We start from the raw sequence: 26886 nt of genomic DNA on the forward strand, positions 1-26886 counted from the left end.
AACTTTTGTTCGACAGTCCTTCACGTAGCGGGTTTTCATCATTCACTACAAGCGGCCATTTCCACGCCGATCAAGGATAGACCATGACCCTGCCCGTGCTTGCCGATCTGCCCGCCATTCTCCTGCCGTTGGTCAGCCGATCGGAGCAGTCGTTCCGTACGGCCGTCGCCTCACTTGAAGATGACCACGGCCTCTCGAACTGGTCGCCCGAGCGCTGGGCGCAGTTCGCCCGCGTCTGCGCTGCCAGCGAGTTTGTCATTGAACAGAGCGTTCGTGACCCTTTGATGTTGCTATCGCTGGTGCAGTCAGGCGAACTCGATCGACCGTTTGCGCCCGGCGAATTGTGCGCACAGATTGCCGCTGCGGTGAACACCGCACAAACCGAAGACGAGCTTGGTCGCGTCCTGCGCCGCCAGCGTACGCGCCATCAGGTGCGAATCATCTGGCGTGACCTGACCCGCCAGGCTGATCTGATACAAAGCTGCCGCGACCTGTCGGACATGGCCGACGCCACCATTGATCAGGCTTACCAATGGCTGTACGGCCGCCATTGCGAGCAGTTCGGTACGCCGACGGGCCGGCGCAGCGGTTTGCCGCAGCACATGGTCGTCCTCGGCATGGGCAAGCTCGGCGCGGTGGAGCTGAACCTGTCGTCGGACATCGACCTGATCTTCGCCTACCCCGAGGGCGGTGAAACCGTTGGGGTGAAACGCTCGCTGGACAACCAGGAAGTCTTCATCCGCCTCGGCCAACGTTTGATCAAGGCGCTTGACCCGATGACGGTCGACGGTTTTGTGTTTCGCGTCGACATGCGCCTGCGCCCTTACGGTTCGTCCGGCGCGCTGGTGCTGAGCTTTAATGCGCTGGAGCAGTATTACCAGGACCAGGGCCGCGACTGGGAACGCTACGCGATGATCAAGGCGCGGGTGGTTGCTGGCGATCAAATGGCCGGCGCGCAACTGCTCGACATGCTGCGTCCGTTCGTTTACCGGCGTTATCTGGACTTCTCGGCGATCGAAGCGCTGCGCACCATGAAGCAGTTGATCCAGCAGGAAGTGCGGCGCAAGGGCATGGCCGACAACATCAAGCTCGGCTCGGGCGGCATTCGTGAAGTCGAGTTTATCGCCCAGGCTTTCCAGCTGATCCATGGTGGCCGCGATCTGAGCCTGCAGCAGCGCCCTCTATTAAAGGTGTTGAGCACGCTGGAAGGCCAGGGCTATCTGCCGCCGGCGGTGGTCAGTGAGTTGCGTGAAGGTTACGAGTTTCTGCGCTACACCGAACATGCGATTCAAGCGATTGCCGACCGCCAGACGCAGATGTTGCCGGACGGCGCACAGGATCAGGCGCGTATCGCGTTCATGCTCGGTTTTCCCGACTGGGAGGCTTTCCACGAAAAGCTGATGTTCTGGCGCGGACGCGTGGCCTGGCATTTCGCTCAGGTGATTGCCGATCCCGATGAAGAAGAGGGCAGCGAAAGCGAAGTGGTGGTGGGCGGTGAATGGCTGCCTCTGTGGGAGGAGGAACAGGACGAAGAGGCCGCCTGCCGGCAATTGCAGGAGGGCGGTTTCGCCGATGCCGGCAAAGCCTTGAAGGCGCTGGCCGGTCTGCGCGGCAGTCCGCAATTGCGCGCGATGCAGCGACTGGGGCGTGAACGGCTGGATGCCTTTATTCCGCGATTGCTCGCCCAAGCGGTGGAACATGACAACCCCGACCTGGTGCTCGAACGGGTGCTGCCGCTGGTGGAAGCGGTCGCACGGCGTTCGGCTTATCTGGTGCTGCTGACGGAAAATCCCGGCGCGCTGCGGCGTCTACTGACGTTGTGTGCGGCGAGCCCTTGGATTGCCGAACAGATCACTCGTTTCCCGCTGCTGCTCGACGAATTGCTCAACGAAGGTCGCCTGTTCAAGCCGCCGCTGGCGCCGGAACTGGCGGCCGAGTTGCGCGAGCGACTGACGCGGATTCCCGAGGACGACCTCGAGCAGCAGATGGAGGCTCTGCGTCACTTCAAACTGGCGCACCGGTTGCGCGTGGCGGCGTCGGAAATTGCCGGCAGCCTGCCCTTGATGAAGGTCAGCGATTACCTGACCTGGCTGGCCGAAGCGATTCTCGAGCAAGTGCTGGCGCTGGCCTGGCGCCAGACCGTGGCCAAGTACGGCACGCCGCTGCGCACGGACGGCACCTTGTGCGATCCCGGCTTCATCATCGTCGGGTATGGCAAGGTTGGCGGGCTGGAGTTGGGGCACGGTTCCGACCTGGATCTGGTGTTCATTCACGACGGCGACCCGCAGGCGGAAACCGACGGGCCCAAGCCGATCGATGGCGCTCAGTTCTTTACACGGCTGGGGCAGCGGATTATTCACTTGCTGACGGCGCAGACCAACTCGGGTCAGCTCTATGAAGTCGATATGCGCCTGCGGCCGTCCGGTGCTTCAGGGCTGTTGGTGAGTTCCCTCGGCGCGTTTGCCCGCTATCAGGAAAATGAAGCCTGGACGTGGGAGCATCAGGCGCTGGTGCGCGCGCGGGTATTGGTCGGCAGTCAGGATGTCGGGCAGGCGTTCGAGAAAGTGCGCGCCCAGGTGCTGGGCAGAAACCGTGATCTGGCGAAGCTGCAACAGGAAGTCAGCGAGATGCGCGCGAAGATGCGTGACAACCTTGGCACCAAAAGCACCGCGGCCGGTACAGCGGCGAATGCCTTTGACGCGACCGCCCCGTTTGACCTCAAGCAGGACGCCGGAGGTATCGTCGATATTGAATTTATGGTGCAATACGCGGCCCTGGCGTGGTCGCAAAGCCATCCGCCATTGCTGCGCTGGACCGATAACATCCGCATTCTGGAAGAGCTGGAACACGAAGGGCTGATGCCTGCCGAAGATGCCAGTCTGTTGCGCGAGGCCTACAAAGCCTACCGCTCTGCCGCTCACCGGCAAGCCTTGCAGAAGGACGCCGGGGTCATCCCGGGCGACCAGTTTGCCGACGAGCGTCGACAGGTGATGCGGATCTGGAAAGAGTTGGGGTTAAGTTAAGGCGTCAATGTGAATGCGTAATCCTGTGAAGAGGGAGCAAGCTCCCTCTTCACAAAGGTTTATGCTGACTGAAATGTGTACGAATTGATCCGGCGAGCCTTTACCTGCTTGTCCAAATGCCCCGTCAGTCAAAGCTGGCGAGTGCTGGATTCTCGAGGCGGGGAGGCGTAAATGCCTCCCCGGTTCGTTTTTGGAAACCACATGAATATTTTGATCGTTGGGCCCAGTTGGGTCGGTGACATGGTGATGGCGCAGACACTGTTTCAGTGTCTCAAACAGCGCCACCCGCAATGCGAAATCGACGTGCTGGCGCCCGAATGGAGCCGGCCGATCCTTGAACGCATGCCTGAAGTGCGCAAGGCCTTGAGCTTCCCGCTCGGCCACGGCGCGCTGGAACTGGCGACGCGTCGGCGCATCGGAAAATCCCTGCGAGGTCAGTACGATCAGGCGATTTTGCTGCCCAACTCGCTGAAGTCGGCGCTGGTGCCGTTTTTCGCCGGCATCGCGAAACGCACCGGCTGGCGCGGCGAGTTCCGCTATGGCCTGCTCAACGACGTGCGTACCCTCGACAAAGAACGTTATCCGTTGATGATCGAGCGTTTCATGGCCTTGGCCTATGAGGCGAATGCCGAGCTGCCGAAACCCTATCCGCGCCCGAATCTGCAGATCGATCCGGTCACCCGCGAAGCGGCGCTGGCCAGGTTTGGTTTGTCCCTGGACCGTCCGGTATTGGCCCTGTGCCCCGGCGCCGAGTTCGGCGAATCCAAGCGCTGGCCTTCCGAGCATTACGCCAAAGTCGCCGAAGCGCGCATCCGCGAAGGCTGGCAGGTCTGGCTGTTCGGCTCGAAAAATGATCACGCTGTCGGCGAAGACATTCGTGCGCGGTTGATCCCGGGTCTGCGCGAAGAATCGGTGAATCTGAGCGGCGGCACTTCCCTGGCCGAGGCTATTGACCTGCTGTCCTGCGCCGACTCGGTCGTCTCCAACGACTCGGGCCTGATGCACGTCGCCGCTGCGTTGAATCGTCCGCTGGTCGCGGTTTACGGGTCCACTTCGCCCGGCTTCACGCCGCCATTGGCCGAGCAGGTCGAAATCGTCCGGCTGGGTATCGAATGCAGCCCATGCTTTGATCGGACTTGCCGTTTCGGTCATTACAACTGCCTGCGCCAGCTGATGCCGGACGCGGTCAACGATGCCTTGCAGAAGTTGCAGGGCTCTGTGGTCGAGGTTCATTAACTTGCGGGTATTGCTGATCAAGACTTCATCGCTGGGCGACGTTATTCACGCGTTGCCGGCGTTGACCGACGCGGCCCGGGCCATCCCCGGGATCAAGTTCGACTGGGTCGTGGAAGAAGGTTTCGCCGAGCTTCCGACCTGGCACCCTGCCGTCGACAAAGTGATCCCGGTGGCGATCCGGCGCTGGCGTAAAAATATCTGGAAGACGCTCACCAGCGGTGAGTGGAAACGCTTCAAGCAAAGCGTGCGCGCCAACCGATACGATCTGGTGATCGACGCCCAGGGCCTGCTGAAAAGTGCGTGGCTGACCCGCTACGTCAAAGCCCCGGTGGCCGGCCTCGACAAGGGGTCGGCCCGCGAGCCGATGGCTTCGCGTTTCTACGATCGCAAGCTCGCCGTCGCTCGTGGTCAGCACGCCGTCGAGCGCGTGCGGCAACTCTTCGCCATCGCCCTCGGTTACGACTTGCCTAAAGGGCTTGGCGATTACGGCTTGAGCGTCGAACGACTGGTCGAGCTGCCGCGCAAGAACGCTTTCGTGGTTTTCCTTCACGGCACCACGTGGGACAGCAAGCACTGGCCGGAAGCCTACTGGCGCGAATTGACCGAGCGCGTCGGCTACCTCGGCGTCGGGGTGAAATTGCCGTGGGGCAATCCTCAGGAAAAGGCCCGGGCCGAACGCATCGCCGCCGGTTTCAAACATGCCGAAGTACTGCCGAAACTCAATCTGGCTGGCGTCGGCAAAGTCCTCGCCGGCGCGCAGGCTTGTGTGGCGGTGGACACCGGTCTCGGTCACCTGGCCGCTGCGCTGGATGTGCCGACCATTTCCCTGTTCGGTCCGACCAATCCGGGCCTGACGGGCGCCTACGGCAGACTGCAGATTCACCTGGCCAGCGATTTCCCCTGCGCCCCTTGTCTGCAAAAGAAGTGCACTTACCAACCGACCGCGCAGGATGCCCGTCAGTTTGACCTGAAGCGTGAGCAGCCTTTGTGCTTCACGCGTCTGAACCCCGAGCGTGTCGCCAGCCGACTGAGCACGTTGTTGATGGCTGAGGAGCTGCGCTGATGCAATTGGCATTCGTCCTGTACAAATATTTCCCGTTCGGTGGCTTGCAGCGCGACTTCATGCGCATCGCCCTTGAATGCCAGAAGCGCGGCCACAGCATTCGCGTCTACACGCTGATCTGGGAAGGTGACGTGCCGCCCGGTTTCGAAGTGCTGGTGGCGCCGGTCAAGGCGTTCTTCAATCACCGTCGAAACGAAAAACTCAGCGCGTGGATGGAGGCGGATCTGGCCAGGCGCCCGGTGGATCGTCTGATCGGCTTCAACAAAATGCCGGGTCTGGACGTCTACTACGCCGCCGACGGCTGCTTTGAAGACAAGGCGCAGAATCTGCGTAACTCGCTGTATCGCCGCTGGGGTCGCTACCGCCACTTCGCCGAATACGAGCGCGCGGTGTTCGCCAAGGATGCGAAAACCGAAGTGCTGATGATTTCTGAAGTGCAGCAGCCGCTGTTCATCAAGCATTACGACACCCCGCTCGAGCGCTTTCATCTGCTGCCACCGGGCATTGCTCAGGATCGCCGTCGTCCGGCAGACGCGGACGAAATTCGCGCCGGTTTTCGCGCCGAATTCAACCTCAAGGATGACGAGCTGCTATTGGTGCAGATCGGCTCCGGGTTCAAGACCAAGGGTGTCGATCGCAGCCTGAAGGCGCTGGCCGCATTGCCTGCCGACCTGAAGAATCGTACCCGGCTGTTTGTAATCGGCCAGGATGACCCCAAGTTGTTCCAGATGCAGAGTGCAACGTTGGGCCTGGGCGACAACGTGACCTTTCTGAAGGGGCGCAGCGATATTCCGCGTTTCCTGCTCGGCGCCGACCTGTTGATTCACCCGGCGTACAACGAAAACACCGGCACCGTGCTGCTCGAAGCGCTGGTCGCCGGGCTGCCGGTGCTGGTCAGCGCGGTCTGCGGTTACGCCCATTACATCGCCGAGGCGGACGCCGGGCGAGTGCTGGACGAACCGTTCGATCAGGCGCAACTGACGCAGTACCTGACCGAGATGCTGAGCGATAACTCTGCACGGGCGGCCTGGAGCCGCAATGGTCTGGCCTTCGCCGAGACGGCCGACCTCTACAGCATGCCGCAGCACGCGGCGGATGTGATTCTGGCGGAGCACGCTTAAATGAAGTTGATGCTGGCTGAACCGTTCAAAAGCCTTTGGGCCGGACGCGACCCGTTCGCTGAAGTCGAAGGCTTGCAGGGCGAGGTATACCGCGAGCTGGAAGCCCGTCGGACATTGCGCACGGAGGTCGACGGCCACGGGTTTTTCGTCAAGATTCACCGTGGCATCGGCTGGGGCGAGATCTTCAAGAATCTGTTGACCGCCAAGCTGCCGGTGCTCGGTGCGGGGCAAGAGTGGAAAGCCATTCAGCGTCTGCAGGAAGTTGGCGTGCCAACCATGACCGCTGTTGCCTACGGCGAGAAGGGCAGCAATCCGGCGGATCAGCATTCGTTCATCGTCACCGAAGAGCTGGCGCCGACCATCAGCCTCGAAGACTTCAGCATCGATTGGGTCAAGCAGCCGCCCGAGCCGGCGCTCAAGCGCGCGCTGATCGCCGAAGTTGCGCGGATGACCGGCATGATGCACCGCGCGGGCGTCAATCACCGCGACTGCTACATCTGCCACTTTCTGCTGCACACCGACAAACCGGTGACGGCGCAAGACTTCAAACTTTCGATCATCGACCTGCACCGCGCCCAGACCCGCCCGGCGATCACCCGGCGCTGGCGTAACAAGGATCTGGCGGGGTTGTATTTTTCCGCGCTGGACATTGGCCTGACCCGCCGTGACAAGTTGCGTTTCCTCAAAGGCTATTTTCAGCAGCCGCTACGGCAGATTCTGGCTGAGGAAGCGCCGTTGCTGAACTGGCTGCAGGGCAAGGCCGACAAACTCTATGATCGCAAGCAGCGTTACGGGGATGCGCTCTGATGGCGGGCTGGACGCTTGAGCCGCAGTACAGCGATCTTGCCGAAGACTTCGGCAGCCTCGAAGCTGTGTTTGCCCTGCAAGGCGAACGTTTGACCCGCGATCCGCTGTCGGAGGTCATCCGCGTGCAGCGCAACGGCGTCAACTATTACGTCAAGCGCTACGTCGGCGCAGGCAAGGGTCTGCGCCGCTACCTGGGCAAGCCGCGCGTGAAGATGGAATGGCAGAATCTCAAGCGCTTCGCCAAGTGGGGCATTCCGACTGCCGAGGTGGTGGCCTGGGGTCTGGAGCGACGTGGCGCGGCCTATGACCGTGGCGCGATGATTACCCGTGAACTGCCCAATACCGAAGACCTTTCGGCACTGGCCGAACGTAAGGATCCGAAGCTCAAGGATGCTGCCTGGGTCGATGGTGTCAGTCGGCAATTGGCCGGGTATACGCGCACGATGCATGAGCACCGGTTTACCCATAACGACCTGAAATGGCGCAACCTGTTGATTGACGATCAGGCCCGGATATTTCTTATCGATTGCCCCAATGGTGAGTTCTGGCGTGGTTTTTGGCTCAAATACCGGATCACCAAGGACCTGGCCTGTCTCGACAAACTGGCCAAATATCACCTGTCCAATACCCAGCGCTTGCGTTTCTATAAGCAATATCGCCAGTGCGATCGGCTTGATGTGGCCGACAAGAAACGGATTCGGCACGTGGTGAGATTTTTTGAGGGACGTGAATGACTGACTTTCTTGCCGAAGAAGACCGGGCGCTGCTTGAGCGCCATGGTCTCGGCACGTTCGATGCGCTGTGGGCCAAGCAGCTTGAGGCGGTGGATGAGCCCAACACCGCCCATGGCGGCTGGAGCAGCGTGTTCCGCCTGGATCTGGAAGGCCGGGGCTTTTACCTCAAGCGTCAGAGCAATTACCTGACCCGCACGTTGCATGCGCCATTGGGTGAGCCCAGCTTTGCCCGTGAATTTCGTAATATCAGCCGTTATCGCAAGCTCGGTATCCCCGCGCTGCAAGCGGTCTTTTTCGGCGAGCGCAAAGTCAATGGCGAGATTCGCGCGATCCTGCTGACCCGCGCTCTGGACGGCTGGAGCGATCTGGAATCGCTGCTCGGGCTCTGGGCGCAGCTCAGTGCGGCGCAGCATTCGGCCATCCTCAAGGCGTGCGGGCTGCTGGCGCGACGGCTGCACGGGTCACGTCAAGTGCACGGCTGTTTCTATCCCAAGCATATTTTCCTGCGCGCCACCGGCGAAGGCTACGAGGCGCAGCTGATCGATCTGGAGAAAACCCGGCCGTTGCTGTTTGGCATGCGCGACCGGATCAAGGATCTTGAGCCGCTGCAGCGCCGCGCGCCGCAGTGGAGCGAGGCACAGCTGCGCGAATTGCTCGCCGCCTATCTCGACCAGCCAACAGACAGTTCGCTGCTCGACCGCTGGCTGGTCCAGCTGACGGCGCGGCGCAGCCACAAGGAGACTCGCTGATGCAATTGTCCGAGCTGGCCCAAGCCGGGCGTACCCCTTCACTGCCGCTGACCGTGACCCTGGCGGACGCGGCCGGCGCGGCAGATCTGCAATTGCTGAGCCTGCTGCGCGTGCTGCCGGGACAGCGCTATGTCGGTGCCGGTGTCTGGCGCGGCCGGCCGGTACTGGCGAAATTATTGGTCGGCAGCAAAGCCGCGCGGCATTTCCAGCGTGAGCTGGCGGGCGTGCGGCTGCTGGCGGCTCAAGGTATGACCACGCCGCTGCTTTTGGCGGATGGCCTGAAAGACGGCGAGGGCGGCTGGCTGCTTTTTGAGTTTCTTCAAGACGCAGAAAGCCTTGGCGATGCCTGGGCAAAGCTCGAGTCGCTGCCGCCGCTGGCCGATGAGCAAACCGCCGTGCTGGCCGAGGCACTCGATGCCATTGGCCGGCTGCACGGTAAAGGGCTTTGGCAGGAAGACTTGCACCTGGACAACCTGCTGCGTCATGGCGGTCAGTTGTATCTGATCGACGGCGCAGGAGTTCGCGTTGAGACGGCGGGCCAGCCATTGTCCCGGCAAAAAGTGTTGGAAAACCTCGGTGTTTTTTTCGCCCAGTTGCCCAAGGTACTTGAACCCTTCACCGAAGAGTTGCTGGTGCATTACCTGCTGAGCAACAGCGAGCATGCGTTGCCGCTGGAGGCGTTGCAGAAACAGATCGACAAGGTCCGAAGCTGGCGGCTCAGGGACTATCTGATCAAGGTCGGCCGCGACTGCACGTTGTTTGCAGTTCAGCGCAGTGCATTTGCCTTGCGCGCCATTCGCCGCGAGGAAGAAGCCGCCATGCTGCCTGTGCTCGACCAGGCGGATGCGTTGCTCGATCAGGGTCATCTTTACAAGACCGGCGGCGCGGCCAGCGTCGGCAAAGTCGAGGCGGCCGGGCGCACACTCGTGATCAAACGCTACAACATCAAGGGGTTTGCCCATTGGCTCAAGCGATTCTGGCGCCCGAGCCGGGCCTGGCATTCGTGGCGCGAAGGCAATCGTCTCGCCTTCCTCGGCATTGCCACGCCCAAACCTCTGGCGGTGCTGGAGAAGCGTTTCTTGTGGCTGCGCCGTAGCGCGTATCTGGTAACTGAATTTCTGCCGGGCCCCGACATCATCGAACGCTTTGCACCGTACGTTGAAAATGGCGAAGCGCCGGAGTCGGAGCTACTGGCCCTGGATCAGTTGTTCGCGCGATTGATCGCGGAGCGCATCAGCCATGGCGACTTCAAAGGGCACAACCTGTTCTGGCAGAACGATCGCTGGGCACTGATCGATCTGGATTCGATGTGTCAGCACCGCTCGGTGAGCAGCTTCGCCCCGGCGTATGCCCGGGACCGGGCGCGGTTCATGCGTAACTGGCCAGAAAGCAGCGCGCTGTACGAGGTGATTGATCAGCGGCTTCCGAAGGACGTCTCCAGCGCTGGCTGAATCGCTCTGCAAGCCGGCTCGATTGAATGCGAGTCAGTCTGTCGGCATCAGACAGCGTTGCGGACTTGTCCTACACCCGCAGAGCTGATCGCCGACTGCCCAACGCCATTGCCTCAATGCTGACGTGTTGCCTTGCGTATCACGGCGACGGTCTGGTTCGCGGCGCGCGCAGGCGACTCCTGATTGTCTGGGCGCGGTTTATTGCTTCCGTCGCTACGAGTGAATTAGTACAGGGTAATTTCAGTGACGTTTACGCTATAATCCCGCCCTTTAGCTGTCCCTCGCCCTGTGCGAAGACACATCAATTTTCAAGGCGCATCGCGCCTGAACGCAGATTAAAGAGGCTAGACCCCTGTGGCATTGACGATTCTTGGCCTGTCCGGCGCCCTTAGCCATGATCCTTCAGCGGCCTTGTACATCGACGGCAAGCTGGTGGCGGCCGCTGAGGAAGAGCGCTTCGTACGCGATAAGCATGCAAAGAACCGCATGCCCTACGAATCGGCAAAGTTCTGCCTCGAACAGGCCGGCATCAAGCCGTCCGACGTTGACGTGGTGGCGATCCCTTTTGCCCCGATCAGCCTGTTCGGCAAGGCCCGCTGGCACTATGCCAAGCGCTACTGGTACGCCCCGGACCGCGCGCTTGATGCGATCCTGATGGGCAACCGTCGCTACAAGCGCTATCGCAACAAGATCGTCTGGTGCCTCGAGCAGCTGGGGTTCGATCCGAAGAAAATCAAGATCGAGCCGGTCGAGCATCACCTGGCTCACGCCTCCAGCGCCTATCACTGCTCGGGTTTCAAAGAGAAAACCGCGATCCTCGGCATCGATGGCAAGGGCGAGTACGCCACGACCTTCTTCGGTTACGGCGAGAATGGCAAGATTCACAAGATCAAGGAATTCTTCGATCCCGACTCCCTCGGTGGTCTGTACGGTGCGATCACCGAATTCCTCGGTTTCGAGATGCTGGACGGTGAGTTCAAGGTCATGGGCATGGCGCCGTACGGCGACGCCAGCAAATACGACTTCTCCCGCCTGGCCTCTTTCGAGAACGGCGAGCTGGTGATCAATACCGACTATGCCAACGTCATCGGTCTGCGTCGCTACAAGGAGAAGGGCAAAGGCTTCTACTTCTCGCCGAAGCTGATCGAGTGGCTGGGCCCCAAGCGTGAGGGCGACATCGCCGACGAGCCTTACATCCACTACGCTGCGAGCATGCAAGCGCTGTTCGAAAAATTGGCGCTGCAGATGATCGACTACTACCTGGGCGACGTGCTCAAGGAAACCGGCAAACTGGCTTTCGCCGGTGGCTGTGCATTGAACGTCAAGCTGAACCAGAAAATCATTGCCCGCGACGACATCACAGAGCTGTTCGTACAGCCAGCGTCCGGCGATGCCGGCACCGCAGTTGGCGCTGCGGCTTACGTGTCTCACGCCCGTGGTGTGCCGGTCGAGAAGATGGAGCACGTCTACCTCGGCCCGTCGTACAGCAACGAGGACGTGATCGCTGCGTGTGCCCGTCACGAGAACAAGCCGACCTGGCGCAAGCTCGACAATATGCCGGAGCAGATCGCCAAAATCATGGTAGAAGGCAATCCGGTGGCCTGGTTTCAGGGCCGCATGGAGTTCGGTCCGCGCGCACTGGGTGGTCGTTCGATCATTGGTTGCCCGAGCGTGGCGGGTGTTGCTGATCGTATCAACCACCAGATCAAGTTCCGCGAGCGCTGGAGGCCATTCTGCCCATCGATGCTCGACACTGTCGCGCCGCAGATGATCAAGATCGATCATCCCGCGCCGTTCATGACGTTTACTTTTGAAGTGGCGGAAGAATGGAAAACCCGCGTACCGGAAGTCGTTCATGAAGACGGTACTTCCCGCGCCCAGGTGCTCAAGCGTGAATACAATCCGCGCTATTACGACATGATGAAGGCGCTGGAGAACCTGACCGGCAATGGTGTGTCGTTGAACACTTCGCTCAATCGTCGCGGCGAGCCGATGATCTGTTCGCCGACCGACGCGTTGAACATGTTTTTCGGCTCTGACCTGCAGTATCTGATCATGGAAGATATTCTTGTCGTCAAAGACGGTGTGCAAGGAAACGGTCTTGACTGAAACACTGATCAGCGTCGTCATTCCTGCGTACAACTACGCCAGATCGCTGCCACGGGCTGTGGAATCGGTGCTGGCGCAGTTGCATGAGGCGACCGCAGATCTTCTGGTTATCGATGACGGTTCCACTGATGCGACGCCTGAGGTCATTCAAGCGTTGTTGGCCAAAAATGCCGGACGCTTTCGTGCAATACGCAAGCGTAATGGCGGGTTATCTTCGGTGCGCAATCGTGGTATCGAGGAAACGACCGGGCGATTTCTGGTTTTTCTCGATGCAGATGATGAAATGGCTCCGGGCGCACTGGCGGCTTTGTCCGCCCACATCGCCAGTCACCCTGACAGCCGTATGATCATCGGTGCTCACTGGTCGATTTTTTCGGGCGGCAAGCGCAGCCTGCAGGCGGTAAAACCATTGCCGGTCGGGGCTCGGCAACGGGTCAGAGGTTATCTGCTGGATAAAACCGTGTCGATTTCCAACGGTGCCTGCGCGATGCATCGCGATGTGTTTGCACCGGGCAACTATCCCGAACACCTGCGCAACGTTGAAGATCTTCCGGTCTTCGCCCAGGTCTTGGCGCGTTATCCTTGCAGTGTGCTGGAGCAACCTCTGGCGCTCATTTACAAACACGCCGACAGCATGCGGCATGATCTGCGTCAGAGCCTCGCGGCGGGTACGGAGCAAGTGGTCAGCGAGGTCTTCTCCATTCAGCGTATGCCGCAGGAGTTCCACGATCTGCGCCAGGCCTATCTGGCACAACGTTGCCTCTCTTTGTTTCGCGATTGCTACTCCCATCGCGAATACGCGTTGGCGAAAACATTTTATATGCAAGCGCTACGTGCCGACTGGCGCATCCTGGGGCGTTGGTCGTACATGCGCAAAGCCTTGCGCCTGCTGCTTCGATAGATCGTTTTTTTTTGCGTACCTGTGGCGCGTGATGTTTGAGGGAATTGGGTGAACGGTACGGACAGTAAATGGGCGGCCAAGGCTGTTCAGGTAATCAGCGAGCGACCGGTCAGTGTGGCGTTCTGGACAAGCGTTGTGCTTTCGCTGATTGCAGTGTTGGGTACCGCAACGGTGGGGCGCGATGCGGCGTTGTACATCGACACCGCGCAACAGGTGGTCCTGCACGGAACTGACGCCGCCTGGCAGCATTTTGACTGGCCCTGGTTTTCTCTCCTTCTGGCGTTGACGCATCGCGTTCTGCATCTCCCCCTGGAGTTAAGCGCCTATCTCTGGTGCGGTCTGTTTTTCGCTGGAACCAGTGCCTTGATGGTGGACTGTGTCCGCCGACGCTCCCCCGAGTTGGCCGGCTGGGCGTGTCTGATAGTGCTGGCGATGCCTGCATTCAATGCCTTTCGAAATGACATCATCCGCGAATGCGGCTTCTGGTTTTTCTGCACCCTGACACTGTGGCAGGCACTGCGCTGGCAAGCCCTTGGCGGCTGGCTCAGGGCGGCGATGATTCATCTGGCCATTTTGGCAGCCGCGCTGTTTCGTCTTGAGGCGTTGCTGCTGTTGCCTGCGCTGGGGCTGTGGCAATTGCCTGGTCTGTGGTCGTCCGGGCAGCGTAGCCGAGTGCTGCAGTTTGCCCTGCTGCCTGTGCTGGGGTTGTTGGCCGCATCGGCCTGGGGTGTGTTCATGTCGGCGCGCTTCATGTTCTACCTGGACATGATTGCGCCGCAGGGCGTGTACGCTTCGTTTCAGATGCTTTCGGATCAGTTCGCCCATTCCCTGATCAATAAATATTCGCAGGACGAAGCCGGGCGCATCGTGTTCTTCGGCATGTTGGGCACGATGACGATCACTTTCATCAAGCTGATGGGGCCGTTCGCCGCGCCGTTTGTGCTGCGCCGCAACTGGGGTGTGCTGGGCGTTTACTGGCGTGACTATCGTCCGTTCGCCTGGGCTGCGCTGCTGTACCTGGTGGTGCTGATCGTGTTCTTCATCAAAATGCAGTTCATGAACACGCGCTACCTGAGCTTCCTGAATCTGCTGTTTGTACCGGTGCTGGCGATGGGGATGGCGGCGTTTGCCCGGCAGTGTCCGCGCTGGAGCAAGGTTCTGGTAGTGGTGGCGCTACTGGTGATGCTGTCCAATGTGATCTCCACCGGTGCCGGAAAAACCCACTATGTGGCAGCTGGCCGCTGGGTGTCGACGCATGTCGAGCCTGATGCAGCCGCCTGGTTCGAAGACGGGCGCATCAGCTACTACGCGGGGCGGGGTTATGTCCTGCCGACACTGACCCGTGAGCAGGCGATGTCCGCGGAACATGCCGGTCAATACCGATATTTTCTGATTGAAGGTAAGGGCGATGAACCATGGCTGAGCGAATGGCTGGTGGCGCACAAGATGCGCATCATCGAACGTTTCGCCAATCGCAAGGGCGCCACGATTTTGATCATCGGCCAGTAAGCGTCAGCTCAGCAACGGCCGCAGGCGATCGATAAACGGGGCTTGTCCGCTGCGTGGTAGCGCCTGTTGGTAGCCTTCAAGGAACGTCTCGCCAGCATCCTGTCCCAGCAGCCATTGCCGGTCTTCCTTGTAGCGGAGCAAGTGGGCGAAATTGCGCAGTCTTTTGCTGTCGCTCAGCGCTCGCCTCTGGCAGCGCAGGTCGGCGATGTCGATCAGGCCGAGTTGATTTTCCGGAGTCTGTACCACGTTGCCGAAGTGCAATGAGCGGAAGTAAACGCCCTTTTCATGCAGTTGCGCGATGAACGCGCCGAGTTCGGCACGCAGTGTGTCGGTTTCTTGCGGGGTGCCTTGCAACTGGCGCACGGTTTCGCCGGCCAGTGGTGCGTAATACACACCGTCGCGCTGAATGCTGGGAATACGATAAACCGCGATGACGTTCGGGCAGAGAATGCCACGCTGCTGCAACGCCCTTGTGTTATTGGCGAAGCGCTGGGCGTAGGGAAAGAACAGCGCCGAACTCAACAGGCGCTTGCGGCGAAACAGCTTGAGCATGCGGCCGTCGGCCAACCTGAGCACTTTATCGCCGCAGCCATCGGCCTCGAGTACCCGGGCACCTTTACGCAGTGCCTCGTAAGTGCTGTGATCGATCGATTGCATGCCTGACTGACTCCCCCATCGTGAGCCGGCTATCTTAACCGACTTGGCCAAGGCTGGCGCCCAGTGATGTTGATTGGCGCAAAAGGGCCTGTGATATCATCGCCGCCTCACTGATTTGCGCGGATTCCCATGAGCAGTCCTGAACCGAAAGCCCAGTCTACGCTGGCGATCTATTTCCGCCTTTTGGCTTACGTGCGGCCATACGCCGGCCTGTTCATCCTGAGTATCGTTGGCTTCCTGATTTTCGCATCGACCCAGCCGATGTTGGCCTACATCCTCAAATACTTTGTCGACGGCCTGGCCAACCCGGAGGCGAGCCTGTTCCCCGGTAACCCTTACCTGGGCAAGTTGCAATTGCTCGAGAGCGTGCCTTTATTGATCGTTCTGATTGCCGTATGGCAAGGCGTCGGTTCCTATCTGGGCAACTATTTCCTGGCGCGGGTTTCCCTGGGCCTGGTGCATGACTTGCGTGTGGTCCTGTTCAACAAGCTGCTTGATCTGCCCAACAGTTACTTCGACAAGAACAACTCCGGTCACCTGATTTCCCGCATCACTTTCAACGTGACCATGGTCACCGGTGCCGCCACAGATGCGATCAAAGTGGTGATCCGCGAGGGCATGACAGTCATTTTCCTGTTCTGCACCCTGTTGTGGATGAACTGGAAACTGACGCTGGTCATGGTCGCCATCCTGCCGGTCATCGGTCTGATGGTGAACAGCACCAGTAAGAAATTCCGCAAGCAGAGCAAGAAAATTCAGGTCTCGATGGGCAACGTCACCCATGTGGCGTCCGAGACGATTCATGGTTATCGCGTCGTTCGCAGTTTCGGTGGCGAAACGTACGAGAAGGTCCGCTTCCGTGACGCCAGCCAGAGCAACACCGACAAGCAACTGACCATGACCAAGACCGGTGCGGTTTATACGCCGATGCTGCAATTGGTGACTTACAGCGCCATGGCCGTGGTGATGTTTCTGGTTCTGTACCTTCGCGGGGATGCATCGCCGGGTGAACTCGTGGCCTATATCACCATGGCGGGCCTGCTGCCAAAACCGATTCGCCAGCTCTCTGAAGTCAGCTCCACGATCCAGAAAGGCGTGGCCGGTGCCGAAAGCATTTTTGAACAACTGGACGAGCCGGCGGAAGTCGATCGCGGGACGGTCGAGCGTGACCGTCTGGACGGTCGCCTGGAAGTACGCAACCTCAGCTTCAGTTATCCCAACAGCGAGAAAAAGGTTCTCGATGACATCAGTTTTGTCGTCGAGCCGGGCCAGATGGTTGCGCTGGTGGGGCGCTCAGGCAGTGGCAAATCCACTCTGGCCGGCCTGATTCCGCGTTTCTACCAGCACGAGCACGGGCAGATTCTGCTCGATGACGTGCAGGTGCAGGATTTAACCATGCGCAGCCTGCGGCGGCAGATTGCACTGGTCACCCAGCAGGTCACGCTGTTCAACGATACGGTCACCAACAACATCGCTTACGGTGATCTGGCGGGGGCGCCGTTCGAAGAGGTCAAGCGCGCGGCCACCGAGGCCTACGCCGACGAATTCATCATCAAGATGCCGCAGGGCTATGAAACCCTGGTTGGCGAAAACGGCGTGCTGCTGTCCGGTGGACAGCGTCAGCGCATCGCCATCGCCCGGGCGCTGCTCAAGGATGCGCCGCTGCTGATTCTTGACGAGGCGACTTCGGCCCTTGATACCGAATCCGAGCGGCATATCCAGGCAGCGCTGGACCATGTGGTGCAGAACCGCACGACCCTGGTCATCGCCCACCGCTTGAGCACCATCGAAAAGGCTGACCTGATTCTGGTCATGGACGAGGGCAAGATTGTCGAGCGGGGCAGTCACGCACAACTTCTGGCGCTCAATGGTTACTACGCCCGGTTGCACGCCAAGGAATTCGAAGAAGGTGACGAGCTGCAACCGACCCATGCGACCGACCTATGCTGACGGCGTTTCGCGTCTGGCGAGAGCGCGGATGGAGCGAGATCGACAAGGCCGCTTATGCCATTGCCTGGCAGCGCTTCGGTGGCAGTTTCGCCACCCATCCCGAGGTCGTGGAGCGGTTGTCGACGTTTGTCGGGATCCAGTTGCGCTACCTTGGCTGGGTCGTTGATGGCGAAGTTGTCGCTGCCGTCGCTTGTTGGGGCAGGCACGCCGCTCTGTCCAAAGAGGTGCTCAAGCGCGAGGGCAAACGCGGCCTGCTCGACATGGGCAATGCCGAACTGATCCTGCCGATTGCCCCGGACGTTGTGGTTCCGGTGCGCCAGCGCATGGCGTATGTGTCGCAACTAAATGCCGGGCAAATCAGCACCCTGCGCGCCCAACCCGAGGGGCTTGCGCTGGCGCGGCTGCCTGAGGATTACTCGAAGAAGTTTCGTTACAACCAGCGCCGCGAACAGCGCTTGCTGGAAGAGGCGGGCGGCTCGCTGGTGCCGATGTCGGACCTGACACCGCAGGAGCAAGCCGCCGCTTACGGCGACCTGTTCCAGCGCCGATGGGGTTTCGAGGTGCCCGGCAAGGCCGGACTGGTCGAGGTCTTCACGCTGTTGCGCGAATTCATGACCGGGTCGGTGGTGATGCTGGAGTCGGCACCGGTGGCTATCCAGATTCTTTACCGCGTCGAAGCGCCCCAGTGGGTGTCGCTGGAATACGTCAACGGCGGCGTCGACCCGCAGAGCCGCGAGTTCAGCCCGGGCAGCGTACTGAGCTTCGTCAATACCCAGCAGGCCTGGGCGGATGCTCAGGCGCTGGGCAAGACACTGCGTTATTCATTCGGTCGCGCCGACCGTGAATACAAGGATCGCTGGTGCCACACGGTGCCCGTCTACAAGGTCTGAATCGATGAGTGCTCGCAAGCAACAGCTACTTAAATCTCACCGACGCAGCAAGCGATTGTTCCTGATCGCGTTTCTGATCGCACTGCTGGCGGCTGGGTTCTGGCTGGGCTGGTGGCTGGTGCCGGTGTTGCTGGTGCTGGCGTGGGTGGCGCATGAGGCGTGGTTTGCCGATCATCTGTTTTATCGGCCCACCGACGACTATCAATACCACTTCCCCGCCGGCACCCCATGCCAGGCTGTGAGTCTGAGCGCCGGTATCGTACATTTGAACGAGCCATTGGCGCCGGGGGAAACACTGATCCTGGAGCTCGAAGTCAAGGCCACCTGGCTGGTGCGCTGGCTGGACCCTTATGTCGAGCTGGGGGACGATCGCCAGGACTTTGAGCGGGGCGTCAAAGGCCGCAGGTTTCTCAATCTGTCCGGGCAAGCCGCAGCACTTGGCCAAAACGCTCTGACCTTGCGCGGCCGCCATTGCACGCTAAGTGGCACCGGCACGTTGTGGGTGATGAGCAATCCCGACTACGCCCGCCAACGGATCATGGTGATCGCGCCTCATGCCGATGATGCGGAGCTGGCGGCTTTCGGTCTCTACAGTCGCAGTGAAGATGCGTGCATCGTCACGCTGACCCAAGGCGAAATCGAAGCCGAAGACTATCAGCGCCTGGGTCTGAACCAGGCTCAGGCGGCTCGCCTGAAAGGCAGGCTGCGCAGCTGGGACAGTCTGGCCATTCCGCTGTGGGGTGGTGTCCCGCTCAGCCAGTGCGTGCAGTTGGGTTACTACTGCCTGCAGCTGCCGGCAATGGCCGACGAGCCGGGCAAAGCGTTCGGATCGCGGGAGTCCGGCGAAAACGATGTGCGCAGTGTGCGCCAGCACAACCCGGTGAGCCTGCCGGGCGATGTCGACGGCCTGCCAACCTGGACCAATCTGGTGGCCGATGTGCAGTCGCTGCTGGAGCACTTTCGCCCCGAAGTGGTCGTCACGCCCCATCCCGAACTGGACCCGCACAGCGATCACGTCGCCTCCACCCGTGCTGTCATGGAAGCGATCTCGGCCAGTGCCTGGAAACCGGCGACCTTGCTGATGTATGCCAATCACTTGCATGACAATGATCGCTGGCCGATGGGGCCGGCCGGCGGCGGTGTCGCTTTGCCGCCTGCTATCGAGCCCCTGCCGGCCGATCGTTTGTGGAGCCCGGTACTGTCGGCGGACCTGCAACTGGACAAGGCCATGGCGCTGGCCATGGAGCACGACTTGCAGGGTCCGCTCGGTTTCAAACGGCAGTTGCGTCGGGGCATTCAGCAGGTTTTTGCCGGGCGCCGTTGGCCAGTTTCTGGCAGTAACGAGTTTTTCCGCAAGGCTGTACGGCGTCATGAACTGTTCTGGGTGCGCGACCTTTCAGATTGAAGCGGACGGCGCTTTACCCTGTGTTAATATCGCGGCCCTGTTCATTTTGTATGTGGGTTGCTCCATGAAGTTGTCCATGCCGCGTTTCGATCAAGCCCCGGTCTTGGTAGTCGGCGATGTCATGCTCGACCGTTACTGGCATGGCGGAACCTCACGGATTTCCCCTGAGGCGCCGGTGCCGGTGGTCAAGGTCGAGCAAATCGAAGACCGCCCGGGCGGTGCCGCGAACGTTGCCTTGAACATTGCCGCGCTGGGTGCGCCGGCGTCGCTGGTCGGTGTGACCGGTGATGACGAAGCCGCCGACAGCCTGAGCAACAGTCTCGAGGGCGCGGGCGTGCGTGCCTTGTTCCAGCGCATTGCGCACCAGCCAACCATCGTCAAGCTGCGGGTCATGAGCCGGCACCAGCAACTGCTGCGTATCGACTTTGAAGAACCGTTCGCCACCGACGCGCTGGCCCTCGGTTCGCAAGTCGATGACCTGCTCGAAGGCATCAAGGTGCTGGTGCTCTCCGATTACGGCAAGGGCGCGTTGAAAAACCATCAGGCGCTGATTCAGGCCGCACGGGCGAAAAACATCCCGGTGCTCGCCGACCCGAAAGGCAAGGATTTTTCGATTTACCGTGGCGCCAGCCTGATCACCCCGAACCTCAGCGAGTTCGAAGCCATCGTCGGCGGTTGTGTCGATGAGCACGAGCTCGTCAGCAAGGGCGCGGCGCTGATGCACGATCTTGAGCTCGGTGCGCTGCTGGTCACCCGTGGCGAACACGGCATGACCTTGCTGCGTCCGGATCAGCCGGCGCTGCATTTGCCGGCCCGTGCCCGTGAAGTGTTCGATGTCACCGGCGCCGGCGACACGGTCATTTCGACGCTGGCCGCAGCGATTGCTGCCGGTGAAGACCTGCCCCACGCTGTGGCACTGGCCAATCTGGCGGCGGGTATCGTGGTCGGCAAGCTCGGTACGGCCGCCATCAGTGCTCCGGAACTGCGCCGGGCCATTCAGCGTGAAGAAGGTTCCGAGCGCGGCGTGCTGGGGCTGGAGCAATTGGTGCTCGCGGTTGCCGATGCCCGCGCGCACAACGAGAGGATTGTGTTCACCAACGGTTGCTTCGATATTCTGCACGCCGGCCATGTGACCTATCTGGAACAGGCACGGGCCCAGGGCGATCGCCTGATTGTCGCGGTCAATGACGACGCTTCGGTCAGCCGCCTGAAAGGCCCCGGCCGCCCTATCAACAGCGTCGATCGGCGCATGGCGGTTCTGGCGGGCCTGGGCGCGGTGGACTGGGTGATCAGTTTCCCTGAAGGCACACCGGAGAACCTGCTGCGCGAGGTCAAACCCGACGTGCTGGTCAAGGGCGGCGATTACGGAATCGACCAGGTAGTCGGTGCGGATATCGTTACCGCTTACGGCGGTACCGTGAAAGTGCTGGGTCTGGTGGAAAACAGCTCGACAACGGCCATTGTCGAAAAAATCCGCAGTCGCTGACCAGATGAATTTTTCCCGTTGTGTACCGTGCGTGACGGATCCCCCCTCGGGAATCTCACCGTCTCCGTTGATGCTGGCAGGTTTGAATCCGCTGTGCCTGCCTGCTTACGTTACGTGGTCACTTAATCTATGAAAGTCATGCTCCTGGTGATGGACGAGCAGCGGGTCATTCTCGACCGGCTCTACGACATCGTTCAGCAGAACTGTGACGAGTGTTTCATCTATCGTCTGAGCAAGCAGCAGCAGATGAACCTGGGAGCGTTTCTGGCCTCGGTCGATTACCAGACGTTTGACCGTGTGGTGATTTTCTCGCGGGTCAAGCGCCTGGCTCCGCAACTGCGGGTGCTCAAGTGCATTCCAGGTTTGATCTTTCTCGAGCACGACGCTTACCAGAACTACATGCCTGCGAGTAAGTATCGCGGCGTCTATTCGCGTCTTTATAGCCGTTTGCCGAGCTGTCGTGCCTTGGTGTCCGGTGCGGTGGTCGCGCGCAAGATGTTGGCCGAAGGCATCGATACGGTGTTCGTCTCCAAGGGCTACGACGAGCAGATGCTGCACAACACCGGCGTCGAACGGGACATCCCGATCGGCTTCCTGGGCAGTTTGAAAAGCACCGAGTACGCCGAGCGCAAGGCCATGCTCGAATCGCTTTCACGGCGCACCGGCATGCTCGTGACTCGCACCCAATCAGGCGCCGAATACCTCGAAACCCTCAACCGCATCAGGATCTTCGTCAGCGCCGATATCGGCATGAACGAATTCATGATCAAGAACTTTGAAGCCATGGCGTGCGGCTGTGTGTTGCTGGCCTGGAGCCAGGGCGAAGAGGATCAACTGCTGGGTTTCGAAGACATGCACAACACTGTGTTCTACCGCAGCGAAGACGAGGCGGTGGCGAAGATCAAGCTGCTGCAGGAAGACCCCGGATTGGCGCAACGTATTGCCAGCAACGGCCAGGCATTTGCTGAAAGTCGCTACTCGTTCTCGCGGGTCGGCCAGGCACTCGCCACTGCCATACAGCGCGAGATGCGTCCCTGGCAGCCGCCTTCAGCCTTTACCCGATTCTGGGTGAAGCTGCGTTACGGCCTGAAGGTGCCGGTCTGAATGATGGATGAAACCATGGCGCTGGATGCGCTGCCCGGCGGTGACCAGTCCGTGTTCGGCGCGCTGCCCCAGGGACTGCGCGATTGCCTTGGCCACGCTGTGCGGGTGGTGTTGGTCGCCAATAACCCTGCCATCACGGCGGCGGATTTCCAGGCGCTGAATATCGGCGCCGACGATGTCGTCGTCAGTTTCAATACATGCATCAAGGCGACGCTGCTCAGCGAGCAAAGCGTCAACGTCTTTGTGCACGGCTACAACGCGCCGGACGCTTATTTTTTCGGTCTGCCTTACGGGCCGGACGTTCAACGGCTGTTCGCGCAGGCCAGTGAGCGTTGTTTCAGCATGCTGGTAGGCTGCGCCGCGCCGATGTGCCCGTTACCGGGGGTGGCGATGTATTGGGATCGTATTCCGTTGCCGCCGCTCTGGAACTACCCGGTCGATCGACCGGGCGGCAAGCGCTATGTCGGGCCTACTACCGGCTTCAACGCACTCGTGCTGCTCGACTGGCTGCGCGGGCACGCCGGTTATACCTATCAACTGATGACCTTGGGTTTCTCCAACGAAGCGGGAAAACTCTGGGGCGGTCACGCCTGGGATTACGAGCGCGACTGGTTGCAGAAGTCGGACGTCATTGTGGTGCCGCTGCAGCCGCGCCGCTGGTGGCAAAAACTGTTTCGCCAGAAATAAGCCAGCGTGGCGGGTCGCCCGTACAACTTTAAAAAGGTGCCGTTGAGTTGAAGATCGCCGTGGCTTTTTTCGGGATTCCGAGAAACTCGCAGATTTGCTTTCCCTCCATAGAGCAGAACGTCCTCGCACAGTTGCCGGCGGGCAGCGACGTGAAGTGCTTCTATCACCTGTACAAGATCGACGAAGTACAAAACTCCCGGTCGGGGGAGGCAGGTGAGTTGGCGGCCGACAATTACCTGCCCTTCGAGTCGATGACCGGCGCGCTCACTTCGACAGAGGGGGTGCTGGAGCGTTGGGATTTCGAGCAGGTCAAGGCGCAGGGCGATACCTGGGCCGATGACTATGCGTCAGTGCGTAACCTCATTTATCAGCTCAATTCGCTGCACACCGTCACCATCATGATCGAACCGTTCAACCCGGATTTCGTCGTGTTCGTGCGCCCGGACAATTTCTTCCATAACCCGCTCCCGGGCTACGTGTTCAATCACGCCGATGCCCGCAGGCACAACGTCTACATTCCCGACTGGCAGTGGTGGGGCGGGCTGAACGACCGCTTGGCGATCTGTGGTCGCGACACCTACGTGGCATACGGCAAGCGTGTCGAGCGCATCTTCGATTTCTGCAAGGCAACTGGCCGTAAACTGCACTCCGAGCGCCTGCTCAAATACGCGTTGCTGGAAGCGGGCGCCAAAGTCTGCACGCTGCCGACCCAGGCCTCGCGAGTGCGAATCACCGGTGCATTTGCCGAGGAGTCGTTCTCGCCGAAGCGTGGCATGGGCAAGCGCGAAAACCGCTACTTCCATCTCTTCGCGACGTTGCGCACCTGGTGGGATCGCCGGCGCTAGCGGATTATCGGCTCACGCTTTTCCTGCCAAGCCCGACCAGACGCAGCGCCTTGATGCTCAATTGCTTGAGGCCGGCGCGCGGCGCTTTTGCCGGTTGCAGGCCTTGCTGCACCAGCCAGTCCTTCCAGCGAATGCGCTCGTCGTGCACGACCCAGCCTTGCTGTGTAGCGAAGCTTTCAGCCAAATGAATGCCCCGTGTGCTGGCCGGCACCAGTTTGTCGCGTTTGAGGGTGTACAGCTCGGCGGTTGGTGCGCCGTCGTTGAGCGGCATCAAATACAAGTCCGGGCGTTTACGGTCCAGCCGCGCGACCAATTGATCGCCTTCGAGGCGTTCCTCGACATGAAACAGGCTCAAGGATTTGGCTTCCTTGGGCACTTCCAGGCGCAAGTCATAAATCAACTGTAGCGATGCGGTCGGCAGATGCACATAGGCCCTTGGTCGTTCCAGCAGCTGCAGATTGGCGCAGCGCACCGGGCGCGCTGAACCAGACAGCGGCGTCAGGCGAAAGGGCAGCGCTTCGCGATAATGCAGGGCGGCAGAATAGGGCGCCGGCAGCCAGGTGTCGTTGAAGCGCCCGCCGAGCCAGCCTTCCGGGGTTTCCAGCAAGCACTCTTCGGCAATCTCCTGGATTGCGGTGTGCAGCGGAATATTCAGCTCATGGGCCGGCACGTAGCCGGAAATCAGCTTGAGCACCACGTCCCCGCGATCCTGCCGGCGCTGACGCACCAGCACCCAGTAATCACGGTTCTGCCAATGCAGGGTCAGACGCACGGAGACGCCGAGGTTGGCCAGTTCCAGCGAAAAACGCTCGGTGTCCGCGACACTGACCGGTTTGCGCCGTTGCAGGGTCTGGGCGAAATTCAGCGGCATGCCAACGCTCTGATACGTCAGGCCTTCGGGCGTGGCTTCGACGAACAGCGGCAGCGTCTTGAAGTTGCTCGGGTTCTTGCGGATGAGCGTGCGCGGCATATCGGCTCCTGCTTAAGGCCGCAAGGCGGCGTCAGTGACCACGCAGGACCTGAGCAGCGGTCGCTACGTTATGGGCGAGGTGCAGCGGATTGATCGTACCGACAATAGCACTGGCGACGCCGGGCTGAGTAAACAGCAACTCGAAGCTGGCCCGCACCGGATCCACGCCAGGACTCAGGCAGACATGACCGCTGGCCAGGGCTTTTTTCACCAGAATGGCTTTGCCGCGTGCAGCAGCATAGTCAATGACAGCCTTTTCGTTTTGTTCGTTCAGATTGTAGGTGACCATCGCGCAGTCGCCTTGCTCCAGCGCTTTCAAGCCGCCTTCGACGGTTTTGCCGGAAAAACCAAAGCCCCGGATCTTGCCCTCGGCCTTCAGCGCCGCGAGCGTGGCGTACACCTCTTCGTGTTCGAGGATGGCCAGGTCGTTGCCGTCGGAGTGCACCAGAATCAGGTCGATAAAATCCGTTTCCAGACGTTGCAGGCTGCGCTCGACCGACATCCGCGTATGCGCGGCGCTGAAGTCATGTCGTGACAAGCCGTCGGCAAACTCTTCGCCAACCTTGCTGACGATCACCCAGTCCTTGCGTTGACCGCGCAGCAGCGGGCCGAGGCGTTCTTCGCTGCGGCCGTAGGCGGGTGCGGTGTCGATCAGATTGATGCCCAGTTCGCGTGCCTGCCTCAGCAGCATGCGGGCTTCGTCGTCGCCGGGAATCTGGAAGCCGTTGGGGTATTTCACGCCTTGGTCGCGACCGATTTTGACCGTGCCCAGGCCCAGCGGCGAAACCGTCAGGCCGGTGCTGCCCAGTGGGCGATGCAAATCGTGCAGAGTCGCAATGGTCATGGCAGCAGTTGCTCCCAGGCTGGCACGCCGAGCGGCGGTTTCGGCAGCGGTGGCAACGGCTCAGTCGCGTGCGGCTCAATGCCGTCGCGTTGCAGGGACGCGATGACGCGGTCGGCAAAATCCGGCGCCAGCGCCAGTTTGGTGGGCCAGCCCACCAGCAAGCGCCCCTCTTCTGCGAGGAAGGCGTTGTCCGGGCGCGTCAGGCCCGTTTGCAAGGGCTCGGCGCGGTCGACGCGCAGGGTCGCCCATTGGGTGGTGCTGAGGTCGATCCACGGCAGCAGTTGTGCGATTTCCTTTTGCGCGGTGGCGATTTGTTCGGCGGGCGTGCGGTCCACGCCTTCGCTTTCGGCGATGTCGCCACCCATGTACCAGACCCACTGACCGTCAGCCGCCGGGTGAGTGGTCACCGTAATGCGCGGTTTGGTGCCGCCACCCAGACAGTGGGCGTACAGCGGCTTCAGGCCGGGGCCCTTGGCGAGGATCATGTGCAGCGGCCGGCGTTGCATGGCTGGACGGCTCAGACCCAACGCTTCAAGCAATTGGGCCGTGCCGGCACCGGCGCTGAGGACGATGCGCTGGGCGCGGATCTCGCGACCATCGACTTTCAGGCCGACCAGCACGCCCGCTTCCAGCAGCGGCTCGATGACCTGACCGGCGAGCAGACCGTCACCGGCCAGATCGGCCAGACGCTGGATCAGGCTCGGTACGTCCACCACCAGTTCCGCGAGACGGTAGACCTTGCCCTTGAAGCGCTTGTCTTGCAGGGCCGGCGGCAGTTCGTCGCCCTTGACCTGATCGACCCGACCACGCACGGCCTTGCTGGCGAAGAAACTGGTGAGGTTGCCGGCCAGCGTGCCCGGCGACCACAGGTAATGGGCTTCGGACAGCAGGCGCACGCCTGACAGATCCAGCTCGCCATGGCCGGCCAGCGCCTCGCGCCAGCGCCGCGGCATGTCGGCGATGGCTTCCGAGGCGCCAGTCAGCGCGCCGTGCAGCGCATACTTGGCGCCGCCATGGATGATCCCCTGAGACTTCACACTCTGCCCACCACCCAGGCTGGCGCTCTCCACCAGCACGGTCGAAAAACCCTGACGGCGCAGTCGCGCGTTCAGCCAGAGGCCGGCGACACCAGCGCCGACAATCAGAACGTCGGTGGAAATAACGGATGGCATGCAGCGACCTCAGTGTTCAAGACGAGGGCGCAGTATACAGACTCGGGAAAATCGCGGATTTGTCGATGATCAATGTAGGAGTGAGCCTGCTCGCGATGGCGATGTATCAGGCGATGTAGATGCCGAATGACAGATCGCTATCGCGAGCAGGCTCACTCCTACAGGGAATACGT

22 protein-coding genes are annotated in these 26886 nt (G+C 60.8%); 18 read left to right on the plus strand and 4 right to left on the minus strand.

Annotated elements, in window-relative coordinates:
• Positions 1–83: 83 nt before the first annotated feature.
• From glnE to HU727_RS12175, 11 genes are all read left to right on the plus strand, one after another.
• Positions 84–3023 (plus strand): bifunctional [glutamate--ammonia ligase]-adenylyl-L-tyrosine phosphorylase/[glutamate--ammonia-ligase] adenylyltransferase, encoded by a 2940-nt coding sequence (gene glnE / locus HU727_RS12125; RefSeq protein ID WP_186531815.1) that lies wholly within the window; start codon positions 84–86, stop codon positions 3021–3023.
• 201 nt (positions 3024–3224) lie between these two features.
• Entirely contained in the window at positions 3225–4259 is a 1035-nt protein-coding gene (waaF, locus tag HU727_RS12130; RefSeq protein ID WP_186531814.1) for a lipopolysaccharide heptosyltransferase II, read from the plus strand.
• A 1-nt stretch (position 4260) separates the two neighbouring features.
• Entirely contained in the window at positions 4261–5322 is a 1062-nt protein-coding gene (gene waaC, locus HU727_RS12135; RefSeq protein ID WP_186531812.1) for a lipopolysaccharide heptosyltransferase I, read from the plus strand.
• Complete coding sequence (locus tag HU727_RS12140) at positions 5322–6443, plus strand: glycosyltransferase family 4 protein (RefSeq protein ID WP_186531810.1); 1122 nt, start codon at positions 5322–5324, stop codon at positions 6441–6443. Before waaC ends, HU727_RS12140 begins: the two co-directional genes overlap by 1 nt.
• Positions 6444–7250, plus strand: coding sequence for a lipopolysaccharide core heptose(I) kinase RfaP (gene rfaP, locus HU727_RS12145; RefSeq protein WP_186531808.1), 807 nt, complete (start codon positions 6444–6446; stop codon positions 7248–7250).
• Positions 7250–7984 carry a lipopolysaccharide kinase InaA family protein gene (locus HU727_RS12150; protein ID WP_186531806.1) on the plus strand — a complete coding sequence of 245 codons (735 nt, stop codon included), beginning with the start codon at positions 7250–7252 and terminating at the stop codon, positions 7982–7984. The genes rfaP and HU727_RS12150 overlap by 1 nt, the downstream gene beginning before the upstream one ends.
• Positions 7981–8733 (plus strand): lipopolysaccharide kinase InaA family protein, encoded by a 753-nt coding sequence (locus tag HU727_RS12155; RefSeq protein WP_186531804.1) that lies wholly within the window; start codon positions 7981–7983, stop codon positions 8731–8733. The genes HU727_RS12150 and HU727_RS12155 overlap by 4 nt, the downstream gene beginning before the upstream one ends.
• Complete coding sequence (locus HU727_RS12160) at positions 8733–10184, plus strand: lipopolysaccharide kinase InaA family protein (RefSeq protein ID WP_186531802.1); 1452 nt, start codon at positions 8733–8735, stop codon at positions 10182–10184. Before HU727_RS12155 ends, HU727_RS12160 begins: the two co-directional genes overlap by 1 nt.
• A gap of 354 nt (positions 10185–10538) precedes the next feature.
• A complete protein-coding gene (locus HU727_RS12165) occupies positions 10539–12293 on the plus strand; it encodes a carbamoyltransferase family protein (protein ID WP_186531800.1) in 1755 nt (584 codons plus the stop codon).
• On the plus strand, positions 12286–13194 hold the full coding sequence (locus tag HU727_RS12170; protein WP_186531798.1) for a glycosyltransferase family 2 protein: 909 nt from the start codon (positions 12286–12288) through the stop codon (positions 13192–13194). The genes HU727_RS12165 and HU727_RS12170 overlap by 8 nt, the downstream gene beginning before the upstream one ends.
• 48 nt (positions 13195–13242) lie before the next feature.
• A complete protein-coding gene (locus HU727_RS12175; RefSeq protein ID WP_186531797.1) occupies positions 13243–14703 on the plus strand; it encodes a hypothetical protein in 1461 nt (486 codons plus the stop codon).
• A 3-nt stretch (positions 14704–14706) separates the two neighbouring features.
• On the opposite strand, the gene HU727_RS12180 is transcribed toward HU727_RS12175, so the two are convergent.
• The gene (locus HU727_RS12180; protein ID WP_186531796.1) at positions 14707–15360 is read right to left on the minus strand and encodes a lipopolysaccharide kinase InaA family protein; all 654 of its coding nucleotides are present in this window, start codon (positions 15358–15360) and stop codon (positions 14707–14709) included.
• Positions 15361–15489: 129 nt separating this feature from the next.
• On the opposite strand from HU727_RS12180, the gene msbA reads away from it, so the two are divergent.
• From msbA to HU727_RS12215, 7 genes are all read left to right on the plus strand, one after another.
• Positions 15490–17310, plus strand: a complete 1821-nt coding sequence (gene msbA, locus HU727_RS12185) for a lipid A export permease/ATP-binding protein MsbA (protein ID WP_186531795.1) — start codon at positions 15490–15492, stop codon at positions 17308–17310.
• Complete coding sequence (locus HU727_RS12190) at positions 17304–18200, plus strand: GNAT family N-acetyltransferase (protein WP_186531794.1); 897 nt, start codon at positions 17304–17306, stop codon at positions 18198–18200. The genes msbA and HU727_RS12190 overlap by 7 nt, the downstream gene beginning before the upstream one ends.
• Before the next feature lie 4 nt (positions 18201–18204).
• The gene (locus tag HU727_RS12195) at positions 18205–19605 is read left to right on the plus strand and encodes a PIG-L deacetylase family protein (protein ID WP_186531793.1); all 1401 of its coding nucleotides are present in this window, start codon (positions 18205–18207) and stop codon (positions 19603–19605) included.
• A gap of 64 nt (positions 19606–19669) precedes the next feature.
• On the plus strand, positions 19670–21091 hold the full coding sequence (gene hldE, locus HU727_RS12200) for a bifunctional D-glycero-beta-D-manno-heptose-7-phosphate kinase/D-glycero-beta-D-manno-heptose 1-phosphate adenylyltransferase HldE (RefSeq protein ID WP_186531792.1): 1422 nt from the start codon (positions 19670–19672) through the stop codon (positions 21089–21091).
• Positions 21092–21220: 129 nt separating this feature from the next.
• Positions 21221–22195: a glycosyltransferase family protein gene (locus tag HU727_RS12205; RefSeq protein ID WP_186531791.1), complete on the plus strand. Its 975-nt coding sequence runs from the start codon at positions 21221–21223 to the stop codon at positions 22193–22195.
• Positions 22196–22882 carry a hypothetical protein gene (locus HU727_RS12210; protein WP_186531789.1) on the plus strand — a complete coding sequence of 229 codons (687 nt, stop codon included), beginning with the start codon at positions 22196–22198 and terminating at the stop codon, positions 22880–22882. It abuts the gene before it with no gap.
• Positions 22883–22929: 47 nt separating this feature from the next.
• Positions 22930–23727 (plus strand): hypothetical protein, encoded by a 798-nt coding sequence (locus tag HU727_RS12215; RefSeq protein ID WP_186531788.1) that lies wholly within the window; start codon positions 22930–22932, stop codon positions 23725–23727.
• Between the two features lie 4 nt (positions 23728–23731).
• Here the strand turns inward: HU727_RS12215 and HU727_RS12220 are convergent, their stop codons facing one another.
• Genes HU727_RS12220 through HU727_RS12230 form a run of 3 tightly spaced genes read right to left on the minus strand, consistent with a single transcriptional unit; the run spans position 23732 to position 26713 of the window.
• On the minus strand, positions 23732–24697 hold the full coding sequence (locus HU727_RS12220) for a metal ABC transporter ATPase (RefSeq protein ID WP_186531787.1): 966 nt from the start codon (positions 24695–24697) through the stop codon (positions 23732–23734).
• A 31-nt stretch (positions 24698–24728) separates the two neighbouring features.
• A complete protein-coding gene (locus tag HU727_RS12225) occupies positions 24729–25541 on the minus strand; it encodes an aldo/keto reductase (RefSeq protein WP_186531786.1) in 813 nt (270 codons plus the stop codon).
• Positions 25538–26713, minus strand: coding sequence for an NAD(P)/FAD-dependent oxidoreductase (locus HU727_RS12230; RefSeq protein WP_186531785.1), 1176 nt, complete (start codon positions 26711–26713; stop codon positions 25538–25540). Before HU727_RS12230 ends, HU727_RS12225 begins: the two co-directional genes overlap by 4 nt.
• Between the last annotated feature and the right edge of the window lie 173 nt (positions 26714–26886).

The organism is Pseudomonas khorasanensis (genome assembly GCF_014268505.2).
Taxonomy (GTDB): Bacteria; Pseudomonadota; Gammaproteobacteria; order Pseudomonadales; family Pseudomonadaceae; genus Aquipseudomonas; species Aquipseudomonas khorasanensis.